Here is a 17,645-nt window from a genome sequence, read left to right as displayed (position 1 = left end):
TTTCTTTTTTTAGAATCTTCAAAAACATATAATTTTCTGAATTTTATCCCCTACCTTCATTATATAATGAGTGAGCATTCAGTCAACAGTTTTTTGTTATACAACAACATATTTTTTAATAAAGCTGTTTATTTGGGTGAAACTATAAAGTGAAACTTTAATCAGTAGGGAGCTGTTTATTCCCTCCTGATTATTAGCCCACACCAATCGGGCTTTTACGGGCTAAGGTGAAATTTTGATTTGTAAAAAACTGATGGTGAAAAGACCGTGAAGGAGGGAATTTACTTATGTTCTTCTTATCTCTCTTGTTAATAGGCAGCGCTCTCTGGATTACAATCGACCTTTCATATGGGAGAATTGTTCATTTAAAGCGTGTACGTTCTCGTTCTTTCCCTTTACGTCAAAGTGATTTTCACCTTTATACATACGGAAAAGATTTGTATGACACCCTATTTACTGATATAAAACAAGCTAAACACCATGTGCACGTTTTATTTTTTATTGTAAAAAATGATGAGATAAGTCGTAAGTTTTTAAAGTTACTTATCGATAAAGCACAAGAAGGGATTGAAGTAAGACTTTTACTCGACCGGTTTGGCAGTCATTATTTATCAAAAGAAGCGATTTACTCGCTACAAAAGCATGGTGTCTCTTTTTCATTTTGTCACAAAGTAAAATTTCCTTTTCCTTTCTTTTCTGCAAATCAAAGAAATCATAGAAAAATTATAGTTATTGACGGGGAAATTGGCTATATTGGTGGATTTAATATTGGCGAGGAATATTTAGGGCATAATCAAAAGTTAGGATTATGGCGAGATTATCATTTACGCCTTACAGGAGAAGGGATACAAGATTTACAAAAACAATTTTTACATGATTGGCTCGACGATACAGGCCAAAATTTATTAGATTCATCTCTTTATTTTCCTAAGCAACAACCAGGGACCGTTCTACATCGTTTTATCCCTACTGATGGTGCCTATTTACAAAATACATTTTTACAATTAATCGAAAGCGCGAAAAAAGAAATCTTTATCGGTACACCCTATTTCATTCCTGGAAAAAAAATTATGAACGCATTATTAAACGCACGAAAACGTGGGGTTCAAATAACTATTCTCGTTCCACAAAAGGCTGATCATGCCCTCGTGAGAGAAGCAAAATTCCCATATTGCCGAAAGTTAATACAAGCTGGTTGTAATATTTATGCTTTTCAACAAGGATTTTTTCACGCAAAAATCATTATAGTAGACGATCATATTTGTGATATTGGAACTGCTAATTTTGATATGAGAAGTTTATATATTAATCATGAAATCAACTGCCTTTTGTACGATAAACATTTCATACAAGAAGTAAAAAATAAATTCCATGAAGATCTAAAAAATGCGTCATTACTTTCCTTTAATGATGTTAGCCCACTTTCCCTTATTGATAGGGGCAAAGAATGGATAGGAACGATACTTGCATTCTTTTTATAGGAAAGGCGATGAATAAAAGAGGTGTATCCTTTATGATTATGCGGTTTGGATATGTCTCACATGCAATGGCACTCTGGGACTGTTCTCCTGCTAAAACGATGACATTTACAAGCTTTAAAAAACTCAATAAACAAGAGCGAGAAGATAAATTGTACGATGTTACAAGGCAGAATCTAGAACATACAATACGCATCCTTCATTACAATATTGCACACGAAATTCCATTATATCGTTTATCATCTTCTATCGTTCCGCTTGCAACACATCCTGAAGTTGAATTTGATTACATTCAACTATTTGCTCCACTCTGGCGCAAAATAGGAGCATTAATTCAAGAACACAATTTACGCGTAAGTTTTCACCCAAACCAATTCACACTATTTACAAGTGACAAACCACATATTACAACTAATACAATTACAGATATGACCTATCATTATAACGTGTTAAATGCTATGGGAATTGCAGATTCTTCCTACATTAATATCCATGTTGGTGGCGCGTATGGAAATAAGGAGAAGGCCATCGAACGTTTTCATGAAAACATACAAAAACTTCCTTATCATATAAAAAGAAAAATGACTCTTGAAAATGACGATAAAACATATACAACTTCTGAAACTTTGGCTATTTGTCAAAAAGAAAAAATCCCTTTCGTGTTCGATTATCATCATCACATAGCGAACCTTTGTGGTGAACCGCTAGAAGAGTTACTTCCTATGATATTTGAAACTTGGTCACATACAAATATCCCACCTAAAGTTCATATTTCTTCTCCTAAATCAGAAAAAGAATTTAGGGCCCACTCAGATTATATTGATTTAGAATTTATTAAACCCTTTTTGCACATTGCAAAAAAAGTTGACCGTGATTTCGATATTATGATTGAAAGCAAACAAAAGGATTTAGCACTTCTCCAATTAATAAGTGAAATCTCTTCAATAAGAGGAATAAAAAGAAAAAATGGCGCAACGTTACAATGGTAATTTGTAACATTGCGCTATTTTTTCAAAAAAAAGTAATTTTCACAGTAAAAAATATCCCCATTTGTATGCTATTATTTAAATTAGCATTTTCCCCCTGTGATTCAACTTTATTGAAACGGAGCCATTATATGATCAATCAAAAAAAATATGTACAATTTGTCATGATGTATATTATTATATTTTCTCTTTGGATATTCCTTATTCCTAAGGATTTGAATATAAAAGAAATTGGAATTCTCTTCTTATTTTGCTGCACTCTTTTCTTGTTATTGTTTATATAAAGCAATAAAAAAAATGAAGCGCGGTGATAAACTATTTTGGGTTTTACTACTATGTACTTGCCTATGTGGACTAACTATGGAAATAACTTTATTTCTTCATTCTCTTTCTATTTATGATCAAGTCATATTTTCATATAGAGCACTACCTTTTTTCATCGTACAATATATTTTGCTCTTTTCTGGCTTTGCTATAAAGTTCATAAAACATTACTCCATTAGAGGTCTTGCTCAATTTTCATTCGATAGCATCTTCATTGTTATTATGAATATTTATTTTATCCTAACCTTTATTTTAGATATTTCTAGCTTTCGTATGTTGAAGACGGACACGTGGCTTTTGATTGGGTATTTTATCGCACAATCATTAGTAATTTACGCCGTTATTAGCCTATATAGGAGAGAACAATATTCTTCTAGTAGAATCTCATTAATTATCGGCTTTACTATCATACTTATGTACGGATATATACATCTGTTCCAATTAAACAAAGGAATGGAAACTTCTTCTGAAGTCTCTTATTTAATACATACTGCTTCAATTTTATTAATCAGTTTATCGTCCATACTATACATTTTAGATAAACCAATGCAACATGAAACTAAGACTAAATATTATCGATTCGATTATGTACGCTTTATATTACCTTATTTTAGTATAATCATTACTTTTTCCTTTATTGTCATTCAGCCTTGGGATGATAAGTTCATGTTAATCGGTCTCGTATTATCACTTATCTTATTGTTCCTACGACAACTTTACATGTGGAAAGATAATCAAGTATTAATCGATACGTACGAACAGTTGACTACACAACTAGAAGGTAAAGTTGAAGAAGGCGCATCTGCACTATCAAAAAGTGAACAACGTTATAAATCTTTATTCGAAGATCATCCTGATGCTGTTTTTTCTTTAAACATGAACGGGATTTTTCAACAATCTAATAAGGCTTGCGAAAGTTTATTTACAGCCTACTATTGTGAAGTAACAAGCTATTCTCTTCTACACTTCATTGATCCACAAGATCATGAATTATTGAAGAAATCTTTACAAAGTACAAGAGAAGGTAGACCACAAACTCTAGAAATTCGTACAAAAGAAAAAGAAGGCTATTATTATTACCTTCACATTACACTCATCCCTATTTTTATAAATAAAGAAGTTGTTGGGATGTTTGGTATAGCACGTGATATTACAACTTTATATGAAAAACAAAAACAAGTAGAGCATTTGGCTTTCCATGATGCACTTACAGGACTGCCGAATCGACGAAAATTCGAAAAAGATTTAAAAACGATTTTAAATACAGCGAAAAACGAAACTAATGACGTTGCCGTCATGTTCCTCGACTTAGACCGATTTAAAAAAATTAACGATCGACTCGGTCATGATATCGGAGATTTATTATTAATTGAAGTGGCAAAAAGATTACGTGGATGTTTGCATTCAAAAGATATCGTTGCCCGCCAAGGCGGAGATGAATTTACGATTCTATTACCAGATATGTACTCTGAAAAAAGTGCTTCTTTTATAGCTGAACAAATTTTAACTATCTTAAATAAGCCTTACTTTATTAAAGATGAAGAACTTTCTGTTACACCGAGTATCGGAATTGCAATGTACCCTGACTACGGAACCGATGTAACCGAATTAATGAAAAATGCAGATATGGCTATGTATCGAGCAAAGGCAAATGGAAAAAACAGATTCGTTTTCTTCTCAAAAGAAATGAGTATTGCTCAAAATGAAATACACTTCCTAGAAGGTGAGCTTTCAAAAGCACTACAACAAAATGAATTTTCCCTTGAATACCAGCCACAAGTAAACACAAAAACAAAACAAATTATCGGTTTTGAGGCGTTAATTCGTTGGAAACACCCAAAACTCGGGATTGTATCACCTGCCCAATTCATCCCTCTAGCAGAGGAGACAGGATTTATTATTGAACTTGGTAATTGGATTTTACGTACATCCTGCTTAGAAGCAAAAAAGTGGCATAACCAAGGATATTCTCACTTAAAGGTTGGTGTAAATTTATCTGTTGTTCAATTTAATCACGCAGATTTAATATCAACTATTTCAAAAGTCTTGGAAGAAACAGAACTAAAACCAGAAGCGCTAGATATTGAGATTACAGAAAGTATCGCGATTAATCAAAATCATTCTGTAATTGCTAAACTAGAAGAACTTCAAAATCTCGGTATCCAAATTTCAATTGATGACTTTGGAACAGGTTATAGTTCTTTAGCTTATTTAACGAAATATCCAATCAATACATTAAAAATTGCTCGAGAGTTTATTTGTGGAATTACAAATAGCCCTTTAGAAGAAGCGATTATCGCTTCCATTATTACGCTATCGAAAGAATTAAATTTAGAGGTTATTGCGGAAGGTGTAGAAACAGAAGAACAATGGAAGTTTTTACACGAACAAAACTGTGACCACATTCAAGGATTCCTATTTAACAAGCCTGTTTCTAGTAAAGATGTTTGGATGTTACTCCACTAAAAAACAACCGTCTAAGTAAGACGGTTGTTTTTTAGTACTCAAAAGGTACATCTGAAGCTACTTGTATCTCTTGATCATTATAAGAAATTACTTGATTTTTCTCTAAAACTGTATCTCCTAATGAAATACCCCATGCCATCGCTAACGTTAATAGACTACCAATAAGTAGTTTTTTCATATTCCATCACCCGCATTTTTTCTTTAAATATATCATGAAAATTTATCCACATCTTATGCAATTATGCATATTTGTTTTTTTATTTCTTCATTTTTTTTATAATTGACTCTTTTAACGTATGGTTTCCTAATATATCGAAAAAGAAGCACGCTTTTTCGTAAGCATCTTCAATTTCTGCTCTATCACACTCGAGCTTTTCTAGGCATTCACCTTTTCGATAGTATAACTGTCCAATCAATGTCATACTATTAATTCGACACGATAGTTCAATGGCTTTATTTGCGTGACAAAGCGCTTCTTCGTATTGATTGTCTAAGTATAATGCTTTTGCATGATTATGTCTCACCTTCACATCAAACTCTTTATTATCATGTAATGCCTCTAATTGTTTTAATATATTTTCAAATAACTCAATACTCTTCTTAAAATAGCCATTTTCAGCGTAAATGTTTGCAATTGCGTTTTCAATATAAAGGTTCTGATATACATCTATTCCTGCCAATTGTTGATTGAGCAATTTCTTTAATTCTAAAATACAATATTCGTAATCGATTTTTTTCAATATGTAAGCAGCTACATAATATTGCCATTGAAGAAATTGCTGAAGCTCGGGATGATATTCTTCCTTTTTCAACTCATTCCATACCTTAGTATAAATTTCTTTATATTTCTTTTGCTTACAAAGCATAATAATTCGATCTTTTAATTGCTTATTCCTCTCAATATCAGAATAAATGAGTACCTCATAAAAATGAAGAATGGGAACTTGTAACTTCGCTGCAATACCTTGCAATATATCCATACTTGGGTATACCGCGCCCGATTCAATTCGACTCACTTCCGATTGATGACATATGTTCTCGGATAACTGCTTTTGTGTTAATCCTCTCATCACCCTAATTTTCTTAATTTCACTTCCTAGTTTTTCTGCGTGCATACTTACTCACCATCCCATTATAACAATCTAATTTTTCGAGTTGTCATACCACTACAATAATGTGAATTCGACAATTTTTGATATGAAATAATGCATAATATATATAAGATTCGGCAAATTTTTCATACAATCCATCTCACATAATATAATAGACTAGTAATTTTATAGATAAATTATAGAAAATTTGCCCGTGCTTTCGTTACATTCGGTCTTCTTTATCCTTTATCAGCAGAAGCTATTCACACCCAAGAACTAGATAGAAATGAAGTAAACGTTGAAATTGCTCAGCCTAGTTTAACGATTTAAAAATTAACACAACCTCAAAATGATACAAAAATATATGGCGAAAAAGTATTTAAAGGGTGAGATAAATGAGGCTAAAGCTCAACAAGGGTGAGTGACAACTGAAATGAATGTAGATTCCCAACCTACAAATAAAGATACAAAAGAAAATAAAACCGAAGTTCGCCTTGCACAAACTTACAAAAATTATAAAGTATATGGCCAAGATCTTATTGTAAAAGTAGATAAAAATGGAGTAATTACAACTGTTAGTGGTAAAGTTGTCCAAAATTTAGACCAACAACCTAATCTTACTATAACAAATTTTTTGTCGAAAAATGAAGTAAAATCTAAATTACGCGATATACTTCAAATTCTGAGCTATGCGACTGCGACGAAACTCTCTATTGAAATACTTGTTTATAAGAAAAAAGAAGCTTACCACTCATAGGTAAACTTCTTTTCATATCCATCCCTTTTCTTCCGCAATTGTAATTGCCTCAATTCTATTTTTCGCATCAAGCTTCGTTAATACTTCAGAAATATAATTACGTACTGTACCAGGTGAAAGATAAAGTGCCTTCGCAATTTCATTTGCCGTCTTTCCTTCTTTCGCAAGTAACAATACTTCTTGTTCGCGATCCGATAACGGATTTTGCTCCTGCCATAAGCCAAACATTAGCTCCTGAGAAATCTCTCGCTTCCCTTTCATGACATTACGAATTGCTGAAGCTAAATCTTCACTTGGGCTATCCTTTAATAAATATCCGTGTACACCAGCTTTCATCGCTCTTTCAAAATAACCCGGTCGTGCAAATGTTGTTAAAATCATTACTTTACAAGAGGACTTTTCTTTTTTTAAAGTTTCAGCCACATCTAAGCCACTTTGAATCGGCATTTCAATATCCATAATACTTATATCAGGCCTTAGCGATTCGATTAATTTTAACGCCTCTTCCCCATTCGCAGCCTGCCCAACTACTTCAATATCATCCTCTAGATCAAGCAGGGCTCCTAATGCACCACGAAGCATTCGTTGATCTTCTGCAATAATAATTCGAATCATGCCCTCACCTCATCTTTTCCTGTTCTAATTACAATTGGAACTTTCACCGTTAACAACATTCCTGGGTTAATCGTATCCAGTTCAACTACTCCATCAATAAGAGCAATCCGCTCCTTCATACCGCGAATACCGTTTCCATCATGATTTTGATTTTCCAAACCTACGCCATTATCCTCTACTTTCAAAATCAGTTCACCTTGCGATTCTAATATAGATACAATGCACTCCGTCGCCTTACTATGCTTTACAACATTCGTCACAGCCTCACGTAAACACATTCCTAAAATATTTTGTTCAATCGGTGATAACGAACTTGCACTTGTTTCTTGTTTTATTTCTAATTCAATAGTAGCAGCTTGTAAGATTGCTTTTATTTGCTCAAGCTCTTCTTCCACTGTAATCATACGCATATCCGAAATTAATTCCCTTAACTGCTTTAAAGCGGTACGAGATGTTTGTGTAATTTCCTTCGCCTCGATACTTGCGCGTTCTGGGTTCTTCACAATCAATTTCTCCACTAGCTGACTTTTTAAAGTAATAAGAGATAGTGTGTGTCCTAATGTGTCATGAAGATCTCTTGCGATTCGCTGCCGTTCCTCACGTTTTACTAAGTCTTTAATTTGTTCGTTTGCTTCGTTTAGTTGATTTTTCAACATCTTTTTCTGATTAAAATTACGCATTCCGAATGGCGTAAGAAGCATTAAAATAAACATCGGAACGATATTCACTAAACTCGGGATTGTTAGTTGATTAACATTTACAAATATAAAAGCTCCAAGCATTACAACTAATAAACCTAATAGCACACGAAACGCTTTCTTACTTGGCGCAAATCCCATCGCACTCGCCGTGAAATATCCAAACAATATCATGAAGGGATTATAAAATAAAGCAAATGAGAATGTGAGCATCATTTGAATACACGCCCACAAAATGAACGTTTTCTTAACAAAATAAAGCTGCCGGTATGTGACGGTGAAGACTATCAACATACCGATCCCTATTACAAGCTTCCATCCTGATACTTGTGTTAAATTATAGATTGGAAATAATAAATACACGAGCCACATATACGGGAAGAAACCCATCTGTTTCGGAAAAACTTCAAACCTTTTATTCTCTATCATTTATACCGCTTCCTGTCTTTTTCTTATATATATTGATACTACAACAAATATAAGGAAATAACCTCCTAGTACCGCGATATTTTCCCAACCAATCGACTTTCCAGCTACAATAGCCCATGCCCCGCTTCCGAAGTGGTATGTTGGTGTCCATTCACCAATAGATCTTAATATTTTCGGGAATACTTCAATTGGCATCCATAATCCACCGATTACAGCTAGACTCATATTTAAAATATTCGCTAAGCCAGCAGCTGCATCCGCCTTCTTAATTGAACCTATTACTGTTCCAAGGGCTAAAAATGGTGTCACGCCTAGTAATAACCATAATCCTGCACCAATCCATTGGCCTATCGTTAACTCAACATTATTAATTAATATTCCTGCCATAAAAATAACTAAGATTGAAAAAGCATTCACTACTGTTTGAGCAATAATTTTAGCTGCTAAATATGCGCCCTCTGGAAGCGGTGTAATTTTTAACAAATGTGTCCATCCTTGCCCTTTCTCCTGAGAAAGTCTCACACCGAAACTAAAAAGGGCAGTCCCTACAATACTGAAAGTCGCCATTGAAATTAAATAATGTGCTTTCCATGCATCTCCGTTTTGCGGGACTTGAACAACATTTGTAAAGATGTAATAAAACATAACTGGCATTAATAATGAGAAAAAGATGAATAATTTATTGCGGAACGTACGTAAAACCTCTATTTTACATTGCATCCATAATGCTCTCATGCGATTCCCTCCTTCTGATTTGCAACAAACTGTTCAAATGCTTCATCGAGGCTTCCACGTTCAACTGAAACGTCTGTTACAGGTAGATTCCTCTGATAAATTGCTTGTAAAGTGGCATCTGTATCTTCCGTCGTTAAAGTGAAGCGCCCTTCATTTGACTGTACTTCTGTTACATGCGGTAATTCCTTTAGTAAACTCTTAAGAATTTTCTCTTTCGAATAAAACGAGATAGTTTTTCGAGAAATCGTCGCTTTCATTTCATCTGGCGTACCATCTGCAATGATTTTCCCATTCGCAAATAATAAAATTCGATCTGCTAACGCATCCGCCTCTTCTAAATAATGTGTCGTTAAAATAATCGTTTTCCCTTCACTTGCTAATTTTCTAATCGTTTCCCAAAACGTTTTTCGAGATGTAATGTCCATCCCTACAGTTGGCTCATCTAAAAATAACAAGTCTGGATTCCCTGCAAGTGCCAGCGCAAAATTTAACCTTCTCTTTTGACCGCCCGATAATTTCTCACATCTTTGCTTTCGTTCTGATTCCAAGTTTGACAACTGCAGTAATGTTTCTTTCTCTACAGGATTCGTATAATAACTACGGAATAACTCGATTGCCTCTTCTACCGTGATGCTATCAATCACACTTACTTCTTGCAGCATCGCGCCGAGGCTATTGCGAACCTCTCTATGCTTCGGACTCTTTCCAAACATAGAGATATCCCCTTCTGTTGGATCCTTTAACCCGAGCATCATTGAAATTGTCGTTGTTTTCCCCGCACCATTCGGGCCGAGTAATGCTACTATTTGCCCTTTATTCACATGAAATGAAACGTTATTTACTGCTTTTTTATGTTTAAATGTTTTAGAAACACCATTTACTTCAATAATCTTTTCCATCTCTCCACCCCCGCCGTTTCTTATATTTACATTGTATGCTCTGGAAAAGTTAGGAAACAGTATGATGCGTCATGACATCCATATGACAATTGTCATGTATTCTCTATGAGATGAATCAACCCGCATACCGCACGCGAGTAGCAGTACAAAAACAAACATGATACAATCGGATAAGACATATATTCGAGGAAGGACAGTGGTTTTCATGATTATTCGTAATGAGCAAGATTTAGAAGGTTTACGAAAAATCGGCCGCATCGTTGCACTTGCACGCGAAGAAATGAAAAAACAAGCGAAGCCAGGTATGACAACGAAAGAGCTTGATTTAATTGGTAAAAAAGTATTAGACGAGAACGGTGCTATTTCAGCGCCTGAAAAAGAATATAAATTCCCAGGTGTAACTTGCATTAGTGTAAACGAAGAAGTTGCTCACGGTATTCCAGGCGATCGTGTATTAAAAGAAGGCGATTTAGTAAACGTAGACGTATCGGCAGCACTTGACGGCTATTATGCAGATACAGGTATCTCATTTGTTCTTGGAGAAGATGAAGAAAAAGAAAAGCTATGCCAAGCTGCAGTAGATGCATTTTGGGAAGCAATGAAAAAAGTAAAAGCTGGATCAAAACAAAATCAAATTGGTCGTGCTGTTTCTAACTTTGCACATAAAAGTGGATATAACGTAATCCAAAACTTAACTGGTCACGGCATTGGTCTTAGTTTACACGAAGCTCCAAACCACATTTTAAGCTACTATGATCCAATGGATAATGCACTTCTAAAAGACGGTCTTGTTATCGCTGTAGAGCCATTCATCTCAATGAAAGCAGATCATATTATTGAGCGCGGTGATGATGGTTGGACATTCGTTACGCCAGACAAAAGCCTTGTTGCACAATGTGAACATACAGTTGTCGTCACTCGTGGCGAGCCAATTATTTTAACTCAACTATAATAAAAAATAGCCGTTTTGTAGATTCCTTCTACTAAAGCGGCTGTTTTTATTATTTTTAAGTATGTAACATCCCAATAAACAGAAAGCTTATAAAAATAAAAAGGTGATACATCAAAGTATCACCTTTTTAACGGGGTGAGGCTGCCCAAAAGTACGGAAAACTCTTGAACAGCCTCGTATTTTCATATGGATGCCTTACATATATCATTGATGATAATTATGAAATGCGGAAACATAGTTATCATCACATGATTCAAACAAAAGAAAAGAAACCCTATAACAGATCTCTTTTCCCTACATAATCTAAAGTTTGGGTACACTAGATTCATGCAATGTAGGAGCCTTCAGAACTGAAAGCAATCCTTCATTTAAAATGATAGCATACATATATCCGCTAAAAATATGCAAATGTGCATATAGCGTTTTTTATTTCTCAATATACATTTATTGAAAATTCATACATATAAAGGTAAAATAAAGTCGTTATCCGTCTTCTTTTGTCAGTCAGAGAGAATAGAAGAATGGGAGAGGAAAAAATGAGAAAATCACTGAAACAAAAAATAGTAAGCTCCTTGCTTGCTGTATCACTCGCCGTTAGCTTAGCCCCAATTGGACAAGCAAAAGCTGATTCCACATCAGAAATCACGCAAACCCCACCTATTACAAAGCAAGTTGATGCAAATCGTGCCATCGAACATATCCGATTTTTATCCGAAACAATTGGTCCTCGTCCTGGTGGGACAAAATCAGAAGAATGGGCCTCTCGCTACGTTGGTATGCAACTTAAATCAATGGGCTATGAAGTAGAATATCAGCCATTTCAAGTGCCCGATCAGTACGTTGGATTCATTGAATCACCACTATCCACAAAACGCAATTGGCAAGCTGGTGCTGCTCCTAATGCACTAATTTCTACAGAAGCTGTTACAGCTCCTCTTATCTTTGTTCAAGGTGGTACAAAATTAGAAGATATCCCAAATGAAGTAAATGGCAAAATTGTTTTATTTGAAAGAGGAACAACAGTAGCAGACTATAATAAACAAGTTGAGAATGCTGTTAGTAAAGGAGCAAAAGGAGTTCTTTTATACAGTTTAATTGGAGGACGAGGAAACTATGGACAAACTTTCAATCCTCGCTTAACGAAAAAACAATCTGTACCTGTATTTGGTCTTGCTTACGCGCAGGGAAATGCATTTAAAGAAGAAATCGCGAAAAAAGGAACTACACTCCTTTCATTAAAAGCTAGACACGAATCTAATTTAACATCCCTCAATGTTATCGCGAAAAAGAAACCAAAAAAGAGTACAGGCAATGAAAAAGCAGTCGTTGTAAGTTCACACTATGATAGTGTAGTTGGAGCACCTGGTGCTAACGATAATGCTTCTGGAACAGGACTAGTATTAGAATTGGCTCGTGCTTTTCAAAATGTAGAAACTGATAAAGAAATCCGCTTTATTGCTTTCGGTTCTGAAGAAACTGGATTACTTGGTTCGGATTATTATGTGAATAGTCTATCCCAAAAAGAACGTGACCGCATTTTAGGTGTCTTTAACGCTGATATGGTCGCTACAAATTATGATAAAGCAAAAAATTTATATGCTATGACACCTGATGGATCTACAAACCTTGTAACCGATGCTGCTTTGCAAGCAGGTAAACAATTAAATACTGACCTCGTTCTTCAAGGAAAATTCGGTTCAAGTGATCACGTGCCGTTTGCTGATGCTGGTATTCCTGCTGCTCTATTTATTTGGATGGGTGTCGATAGTTGGAATCCATTAATCTATCATATTGAGAAGGTATACCATACACCTCAAGATAATGTATTCGAAAACATTTCACCTGAACGTATGAAAATGGCATTAGAGGTTATCGGAACTGGTGTTTATAACACCCTTCAAAAACCTGTTACTCAAACTGAACAGAAAGCTGCTTAATCATTTAAAAGACCACTGATTTAATTAGTGGTCTTTTATTGAGAAAAAATATATATGCATAAAAACATATTTTTTCCTATTCATTATCGTATACAATATTAACTGTAACAAAAATGATTACAACTAATCAGGAGGCTTTTCTACTATGAAAAATATGATTTTAGCCGGCGCATTAACTTTAACAGGAATTACTGGCGCTACCGCGTTTATTCCTGAAACAAAAGTCGCTGCTGCCGCTCAAGAACAAAGCTTTACAAAATTTTATTCTTTGCAAACTGGAGCTAGTTCTGAACAAGAACCTATTTTCCTTCAAAAGGGACAAGAGCTAACAATTCAACCTAACAGCAAAACTCCTAGTTACAGTGTTTATGACTCAAATCATAACCTTATTGGGCATTATTCTGATGGTTACGGCCGAATTTTCACTGCAAAAACAGATGGAAATATGTACGTTCAATTTCATGCACCTTACGTTTACTATAGTCCTGTTAGCTTTTCTGTTACTTATACTATTCAATAGAAAAGAGGTCCTTTACAGGGCCTCTTTTATTTCTCTTTCCAATTTACTTTTACAAATCCATCTTTCACCATTACACCACTTATATTAAACACATACTTTTCATTTGCTTTTAATGTAACTGTAAAAACACCTTTTTTCGATTCACAGATCTCCTTCAACTCTTTTATCCCTTCCCCTTGTCTTTCGTTTTCGCTAATTTATAGCATAGGGAATATATTTGCTTATATATATATCAATTAATTCTTCTACCTTTTCTTCCATCTTAAACCTCCTGTCGTTTATATAAGACGACGCAAATTCTCCTTTTGTTTGATAATTATTTTATTATCTCCATACAAAAAGGCAATCACAACATCGTGTGATTGCCTTTTATTTAAAGTGAGCTCTGCCTCCTAACCCCTTCCGTCTAAGAACCTTAGCCTTCGGGACTAAACAGCCGCTTCCGCTCTTCTTAATTACATTTTTTCTGGTGCAGATACTCCTACGATTGCTAATGCATTTTGAAGTGTAGTGCGTACTGCTTTCATTAATTCGTAACGAGCTTTACTTAATTCTAAGTTATCTTGGTTTAATACTTTTTCTGCATTGTAGAAGCTGTGTAATGCTGCTGCTAATTCAAATGCATAGCTTGTAATGCGGTGTGGCAGACGTTTTTGCGCTGCATCCGCAACTACAGCTGGGAATTCACCAAGTTTTTTCAGTAACTCTACTTCTTTCTCAGAAGTAACAAGTTTGTAATTCACGTCTCCGCCTGTAGCTAATCCTAACTCTTCACCTTGACGAAGGATACTGCATACGCGAGCATGAGCATATTGTGCATAGTATACTGGGTTTTCATTAGATTTTGATACAGCTAAGTCCATATCGAAGTCTAAATGAGAATCACCGCTACGCATTGCAAAGAAGTAACGCATTGCGTCCACGCCTACTTCTTCCATAAGCTCACGAAGTGTAACTGCTTTACCTGTACGCTTACTCATCTTCATTTTTTCACCATTTTGGTACAGTTGTACCATTTGGATGATTTCTACTTCAAGTGTTTCTTTATCATAACCTAGCGCTTGAATAGCAGCTTTCATACGAGGAATGTAACCATGGTGATCGGCACCCCAAATGTTGATTAGCTTATCGAAACCACGCTCTAATTTATCACGGTGGTAAGCGATATCTGGCGTTAAGTATGTGTAAGAACCATCGTTTTTAATTAATACACGGTTTTTGTCGTCACCGTAAGTCATTGAACGGAACCAAGTTGCTCCGCCTTCTTCAAAGATCTCATCACGCTCTTTTAATACTGCAAGTGCAGCATCGATTTTTCCGTTTTTGTATAATGATGTTTCTGAGAACCATACATCAAATTTAACACGGAAGCTTTCTAAGTCTTTTTGAAGTTTCGCTAACTCATATTTCAAACCGTATGAACGGTAGAACTCATAGCTTTCTTCCGCATCAGCTTTCGCATAACGATCGCCGAACTCTTCTGCTAAACGTTTACCGATTCCAATGATGTCTGCACCGTGGTAACCGTCTTCTGGCATTTCTTTCTCTAAACCTAACGCTTGCATGTAACGAGCTTCAACAGAAAGAGCTAAGTTATGAATTTGGTTACCAGCGTCATTAATGTAGTACTCACGAGATACATCGTACCCTGCTTTTGCTAATACGTTACATAAAGTGTCACCTACTGCCGCACCACGTGCATGTCCTAAGTGAAGATCGCCTGTTGGATTCGCAGATACGAACTCAATCTGTACTTTTTCACCTTTACCAGTATTCGTTTCACCGTATGCTTCACCAGCGTTTACGATTGTTGGGATTAAGTCTGTTAAGTAGCTATTATCCATGTAGAAGTTAATGAAACCAGGACCAGCGATTTCAATTTTTTCAATAGAAGCTTTTGCTTTATCGAAGTTTGCAACTAATTCTTCTGCAATCATACGAGGCGCTTTTTTCGCAACGCGTGCAAGTTGCATTGCCATATTTGTAGAGAAATCACCATTTGTTTTATCTTTTGGAGATTCTAATATAACGTTTGGAATCTGTTCTTCTGTTGCTAATTCTGCCTTTAATACAGCAGCTTGAATTTCTTCTTTAATCAATCCTTTTACTTGTTCTAAAGAATTCATTATTTTGCCTCCTTCAAATTAATTGTAATTGTATATCTGCCAGCTTCTTGTTCACTTAGAAGCAATGCGTACGTTAAGAAGAGTTGTCCTTTTTTCTTTTCATCCGACCATTTAAAAAGAACGTTATCAGTTTTCGTTTGCAATACAAACGTACCAAGTTCACTCGTATACGTACCAGTTGTCCATTCACCTTTCACATGCGTCTGACGCATAGAAATAGCACCTGAACGCATAATGAGAACTTGTTCATCTTGAATTTTAATAATTGTTTTCACTTCGCCTTGTTCGTTCGGCTCTTGGAATGTTATATATGTACCTTGACCTTTTACATAGTATTGACCATTTGCTTCAAAAGCAACGGTTTCCTTCCTCGCCCCTTCACGGATTTCTGTTACGAAATGAACGTGTACTGGCAAGCCTGCAAGTTGTTTCTTCACGTCTTGCACACCTTTCAAATGTTATAGATATTAAATACTACTTATAATAAATCACTTTTCCTATCATATCAAAAAAAGACTCTGTCTGTCTGCTGAAAAATCAGGAAAACTCCTTTTCAAAAAATAATTCAACTTCTCTTTATTTCGTATGTTAAAATATTTTTAAAATCTGAATATTTTTTCATTTAAAGAGGTGAATCTAATGCTACCAACAAAATTAAAAAAAGGTGATGAAATAAGGATTATTTCACCATCTTGTAGTTTAAGTATTGTCTCAAATACGAACCGAGAGCTTGCTATAAAAAGATTAACCGACATGGGCTTTCAAGTTACATTCTCAAAATATGCTGATGAGATAGATCAATTTGCTTCCTCTTCTATTTCTTCACGCGTTCAAGATTTTCATGAAGCATTTAAAGACCCTAATGTAAAAGCAATTTTGACGACACTTGGAGGATACAACTCTAACGGTTTATTAAAACATCTCGATTATGATTTAATTCGAGAAAATCCGAAATGTTTCTGTGGCTATTCTGATATTACCGCTTTAAATAACGCACTTTACACAAAAACAGGCTTAGTTACATATTCAGGTCCTCACTTCTCTTCATTCGGAATGGAAAAAGGGCTCGATTATACGACTGATTACTTTTTAAAATGTTTAGCTTCTAATGAGCCTATTGAAATATTACCGGCTGAAACATGGAGCGATGATTCTTGGTATATGGATCAAGAAAATCGAGAATTTATTAAAAATGAAGGATATGTTTCAATTCAAGAAGGGGAAGCGACGGGAGATATTATTGGTGGTAATATGAGCACATTTAATTTACTGCAAGGTACACCATATATGCCAAGCTTACAGGGCAAAATTTTATTTCTTGAAGAGGATAGTTTAACCGGAAAAGCTACCCTAAAAACTTTTGATCGATATTTACATTCTCTTATGCAGCAACCTGACTTTGAACATGTAAAAGGCATTGTTATAGGAAGAATGCAAAAAGGAGCAGAATGTACGATAGAAGACATTCAAGAAATGATTGCTTCAAAATTCGAACTTACACATATACCTATTATTGCAAACGCTAGTTTCGGGCATACAACTCCGATTTTCACTTTCCCAATTGGCGGACGTGCAAAAATCATTTCTAATAAAGAAAGTTCAGCTATCACCATTTTAACGCACTAAAAAAGG

The 17,645-nt window shown here is 35.1% G+C and carries 15 protein-coding genes and 3 pseudogenes; 8 read left to right on the top strand and 10 right to left on the bottom strand.

The window, feature by feature from the left end:
• The first annotated feature begins 287 nt into the window (after nucleotides 1-287).
• The 3 genes and pseudogenes from cls to BAU27_RS07655 all read left to right on the top strand — a co-directional run bounded on the left by cls (nucleotide 288) and on the right by BAU27_RS07655 (nucleotide 5,254).
• Nucleotides 288-1,481 carry a cardiolipin synthase gene (cls, locus tag BAU27_RS07665; protein WP_071770554.1) on the top strand — a complete coding sequence of 398 codons (1,194 nt, stop codon included), beginning with the start codon at nucleotides 288-290 and terminating at the stop codon, nucleotides 1,479-1,481.
• Between the two features lie 32 nt (nucleotides 1,482-1,513).
• The gene (gene uvsE, locus BAU27_RS07660) at nucleotides 1,514-2,467 is read left to right on the top strand and encodes a UV DNA damage repair endonuclease UvsE (RefSeq protein WP_071770565.1); all 954 of its coding nucleotides are present in this window, start codon (nucleotides 1,514-1,516) and stop codon (nucleotides 2,465-2,467) included.
• A 128-nt stretch (nucleotides 2,468-2,595) separates the two neighbouring features.
• Nucleotides 2,596-5,254: pseudogene (locus BAU27_RS07655) on the top strand (DUF4084 domain-containing protein).
• A 31-nt stretch (nucleotides 5,255-5,285) separates the two neighbouring features.
• Here BAU27_RS07655 and BAU27_RS07650 read toward each other — a convergent pair.
• Both BAU27_RS07650 and plcR read right to left on the bottom strand, forming a co-directional pair.
• On the bottom strand, nucleotides 5,286-5,432 hold the full coding sequence (locus tag BAU27_RS07650) for a quorum-sensing peptide PapR (protein ID WP_000734736.1): 147 nt from the start codon (nucleotides 5,430-5,432) through the stop codon (nucleotides 5,286-5,288).
• 79 nt (nucleotides 5,433-5,511) lie between these two features.
• Complete coding sequence (plcR, locus tag BAU27_RS07645; RefSeq protein ID WP_071770553.1) at nucleotides 5,512-6,369, bottom strand: transcriptional regulator PlcR; 858 nt, start codon at nucleotides 6,367-6,369, stop codon at nucleotides 5,512-5,514.
• 409 nt (nucleotides 6,370-6,778) lie between these two features.
• Here plcR and BAU27_RS07635 point away from each other — a divergent pair, with 409 nt between their 5' ends.
• Nucleotides 6,779-7,102, top strand: a complete 324-nt coding sequence (locus BAU27_RS07635; RefSeq protein WP_071744047.1) for a bacillolysin — start codon at nucleotides 6,779-6,781, stop codon at nucleotides 7,100-7,102.
• A gap of 12 nt (nucleotides 7,103-7,114) precedes the next feature.
• Here the strand turns inward: BAU27_RS07635 and BAU27_RS07630 are convergent, their stop codons facing one another.
• From BAU27_RS07630 to BAU27_RS07615, 4 genes are read right to left on the bottom strand one after another with little or no spacing between them, the layout of a single operon-like run.
• Complete coding sequence (locus tag BAU27_RS07630) at nucleotides 7,115-7,717, bottom strand: response regulator transcription factor (protein ID WP_071744046.1); 603 nt, start codon at nucleotides 7,715-7,717, stop codon at nucleotides 7,115-7,117.
• Nucleotides 7,714-8,844 (bottom strand): sensor histidine kinase, encoded by a 1,131-nt coding sequence (locus BAU27_RS07625; protein ID WP_071770552.1) that lies wholly within the window; start codon nucleotides 8,842-8,844, stop codon nucleotides 7,714-7,716. Before BAU27_RS07625 ends, BAU27_RS07630 begins: the two co-directional genes overlap by 4 nt.
• Nucleotides 8,845-9,579: an ABC transporter permease gene (locus BAU27_RS07620; RefSeq protein WP_071744044.1), complete on the bottom strand. Its 735-nt coding sequence runs from the start codon at nucleotides 9,577-9,579 to the stop codon at nucleotides 8,845-8,847.
• Nucleotides 9,576-10,478, bottom strand: a complete 903-nt coding sequence (locus BAU27_RS07615; protein WP_071770551.1) for an ABC transporter ATP-binding protein — start codon at nucleotides 10,476-10,478, stop codon at nucleotides 9,576-9,578. Before BAU27_RS07615 ends, BAU27_RS07620 begins: the two co-directional genes overlap by 4 nt.
• Nucleotides 10,479-10,635: 157 nt before the next feature.
• Here BAU27_RS07615 and map point away from each other — a divergent pair, with 157 nt between their 5' ends.
• From map to BAU27_RS07600, 3 genes are all read left to right on the top strand, one after another.
• Nucleotides 10,636-11,430: a type I methionyl aminopeptidase gene (gene map, locus BAU27_RS07610; RefSeq protein WP_116733419.1), complete on the top strand. Its 795-nt coding sequence runs from the start codon at nucleotides 10,636-10,638 to the stop codon at nucleotides 11,428-11,430.
• A 536-nt stretch (nucleotides 11,431-11,966) separates the two neighbouring features.
• Nucleotides 11,967-13,367, top strand: coding sequence for a M28 family metallopeptidase (locus tag BAU27_RS07605; protein WP_071770564.1), 1,401 nt, complete (start codon nucleotides 11,967-11,969; stop codon nucleotides 13,365-13,367).
• Between the two features lie 145 nt (nucleotides 13,368-13,512).
• Nucleotides 13,513-13,887 carry a hypothetical protein gene (locus BAU27_RS07600; protein ID WP_071770550.1) on the top strand — a complete coding sequence of 125 codons (375 nt, stop codon included), beginning with the start codon at nucleotides 13,513-13,515 and terminating at the stop codon, nucleotides 13,885-13,887.
• A gap of 26 nt (nucleotides 13,888-13,913) precedes the next feature.
• On the opposite strand, the pseudogene BAU27_RS32785 reads toward BAU27_RS07600, so the two are convergent.
• From BAU27_RS32785 to BAU27_RS07590, 4 genes and pseudogenes are all read right to left on the bottom strand, one after another.
• A pseudogene (locus tag BAU27_RS32785) lies at nucleotides 13,914-14,072 on the bottom strand (anti-sigma factor); the annotation flags it as partial.
• Nucleotides 14,066-14,237: pseudogene (locus BAU27_RS33525) on the bottom strand (RNA polymerase sigma factor); the annotation flags it as partial. The pseudogenes BAU27_RS32785 and BAU27_RS33525, both read right to left, overlap by 7 nt.
• A gap of 105 nt (nucleotides 14,238-14,342) precedes the next feature.
• The gene (gene argS / locus BAU27_RS07595; protein ID WP_001086435.1) at nucleotides 14,343-16,013 is read right to left on the bottom strand and encodes an arginine--tRNA ligase; all 1,671 of its coding nucleotides are present in this window, start codon (nucleotides 16,011-16,013) and stop codon (nucleotides 14,343-14,345) included.
• Entirely contained in the window at nucleotides 16,013-16,450 is a 438-nt protein-coding gene (locus BAU27_RS07590) for a YwiB family protein (protein ID WP_071744041.1), read from the bottom strand. The genes argS and BAU27_RS07590 overlap by 1 nt, the downstream gene beginning before the upstream one ends.
• Before the next feature lie 202 nt (nucleotides 16,451-16,652).
• Between BAU27_RS07590 and BAU27_RS07585 the strand changes: the two genes are divergently transcribed.
• Nucleotides 16,653-17,639: a S66 family peptidase gene (locus BAU27_RS07585; protein ID WP_071770549.1), complete on the top strand. Its 987-nt coding sequence runs from the start codon at nucleotides 16,653-16,655 to the stop codon at nucleotides 17,637-17,639.
• Nucleotides 17,640-17,645 lie beyond the last annotated feature (6 nt).

It is taken from the genome of Bacillus sp. NH11B, assembly GCF_001884205.1.
GTDB lineage: Bacteria > Bacillota > Bacilli > Bacillales > Bacillaceae_G > Bacillus_A > Bacillus_A proteolyticus.
The sequence above is the reverse complement of the archived record's forward strand: the minus strand, read 5'-3'. Positions and strand labels throughout refer to the sequence as shown.

Excerpts from the sequence above, each read along its gene's own strand:
- cls (WP_071770554.1), top strand. The coding sequence starts at position 288 with ATGTTCTTCTTATCTCTCTTGTTAATAGGCAGCGCTCTCTGGATTACA.
- uvsE (WP_071770565.1), top strand. The coding sequence starts at position 1,514 with ATGATTATGCGGTTTGGATATGTCTCACATGCAATGGCACTCTGGGAC.
- BAU27_RS07650 (WP_000734736.1), bottom strand. The coding sequence starts at position 5,432 with ATGAAAAAACTACTTATTGGTAGTCTATTAACGTTAGCGATGGCATGG.
- plcR (WP_071770553.1), bottom strand. The coding sequence starts at position 6,369 with ATGCACGCAGAAAAACTAGGAAGTGAAATTAAGAAAATTAGGGTGATG.
- BAU27_RS07635 (WP_071744047.1), top strand. The coding sequence starts at position 6,779 with ATGAATGTAGATTCCCAACCTACAAATAAAGATACAAAAGAAAATAAA.
- BAU27_RS07630 (WP_071744046.1), bottom strand. The coding sequence starts at position 7,717 with ATGATTCGAATTATTATTGCAGAAGATCAACGAATGCTTCGTGGTGCA.
- BAU27_RS07625 (WP_071770552.1), bottom strand. The coding sequence starts at position 8,844 with ATGATAGAGAATAAAAGGTTTGAAGTTTTTCCGAAACAGATGGGTTTC.
- BAU27_RS07620 (WP_071744044.1), bottom strand. The coding sequence starts at position 9,579 with ATGAGAGCATTATGGATGCAATGTAAAATAGAGGTTTTACGTACGTTC.
- BAU27_RS07615 (WP_071770551.1), bottom strand. The coding sequence starts at position 10,478 with ATGGAAAAGATTATTGAAGTAAATGGTGTTTCTAAAACATTTAAACAT.
- map (WP_116733419.1), top strand. The coding sequence starts at position 10,636 with ATGATACAATCGGATAAGACATATATTCGAGGAAGGACAGTGGTTTTC.
- BAU27_RS07605 (WP_071770564.1), top strand. The coding sequence starts at position 11,967 with ATGAGAAAATCACTGAAACAAAAAATAGTAAGCTCCTTGCTTGCTGTA.
- BAU27_RS07600 (WP_071770550.1), top strand. The coding sequence starts at position 13,513 with ATGAAAAATATGATTTTAGCCGGCGCATTAACTTTAACAGGAATTACT.
- argS (WP_001086435.1), bottom strand. The coding sequence starts at position 16,013 with ATGAATTCTTTAGAACAAGTAAAAGGATTGATTAAAGAAGAAATTCAA.
- BAU27_RS07585 (WP_071770549.1), top strand. The coding sequence starts at position 16,653 with ATGCTACCAACAAAATTAAAAAAAGGTGATGAAATAAGGATTATTTCA.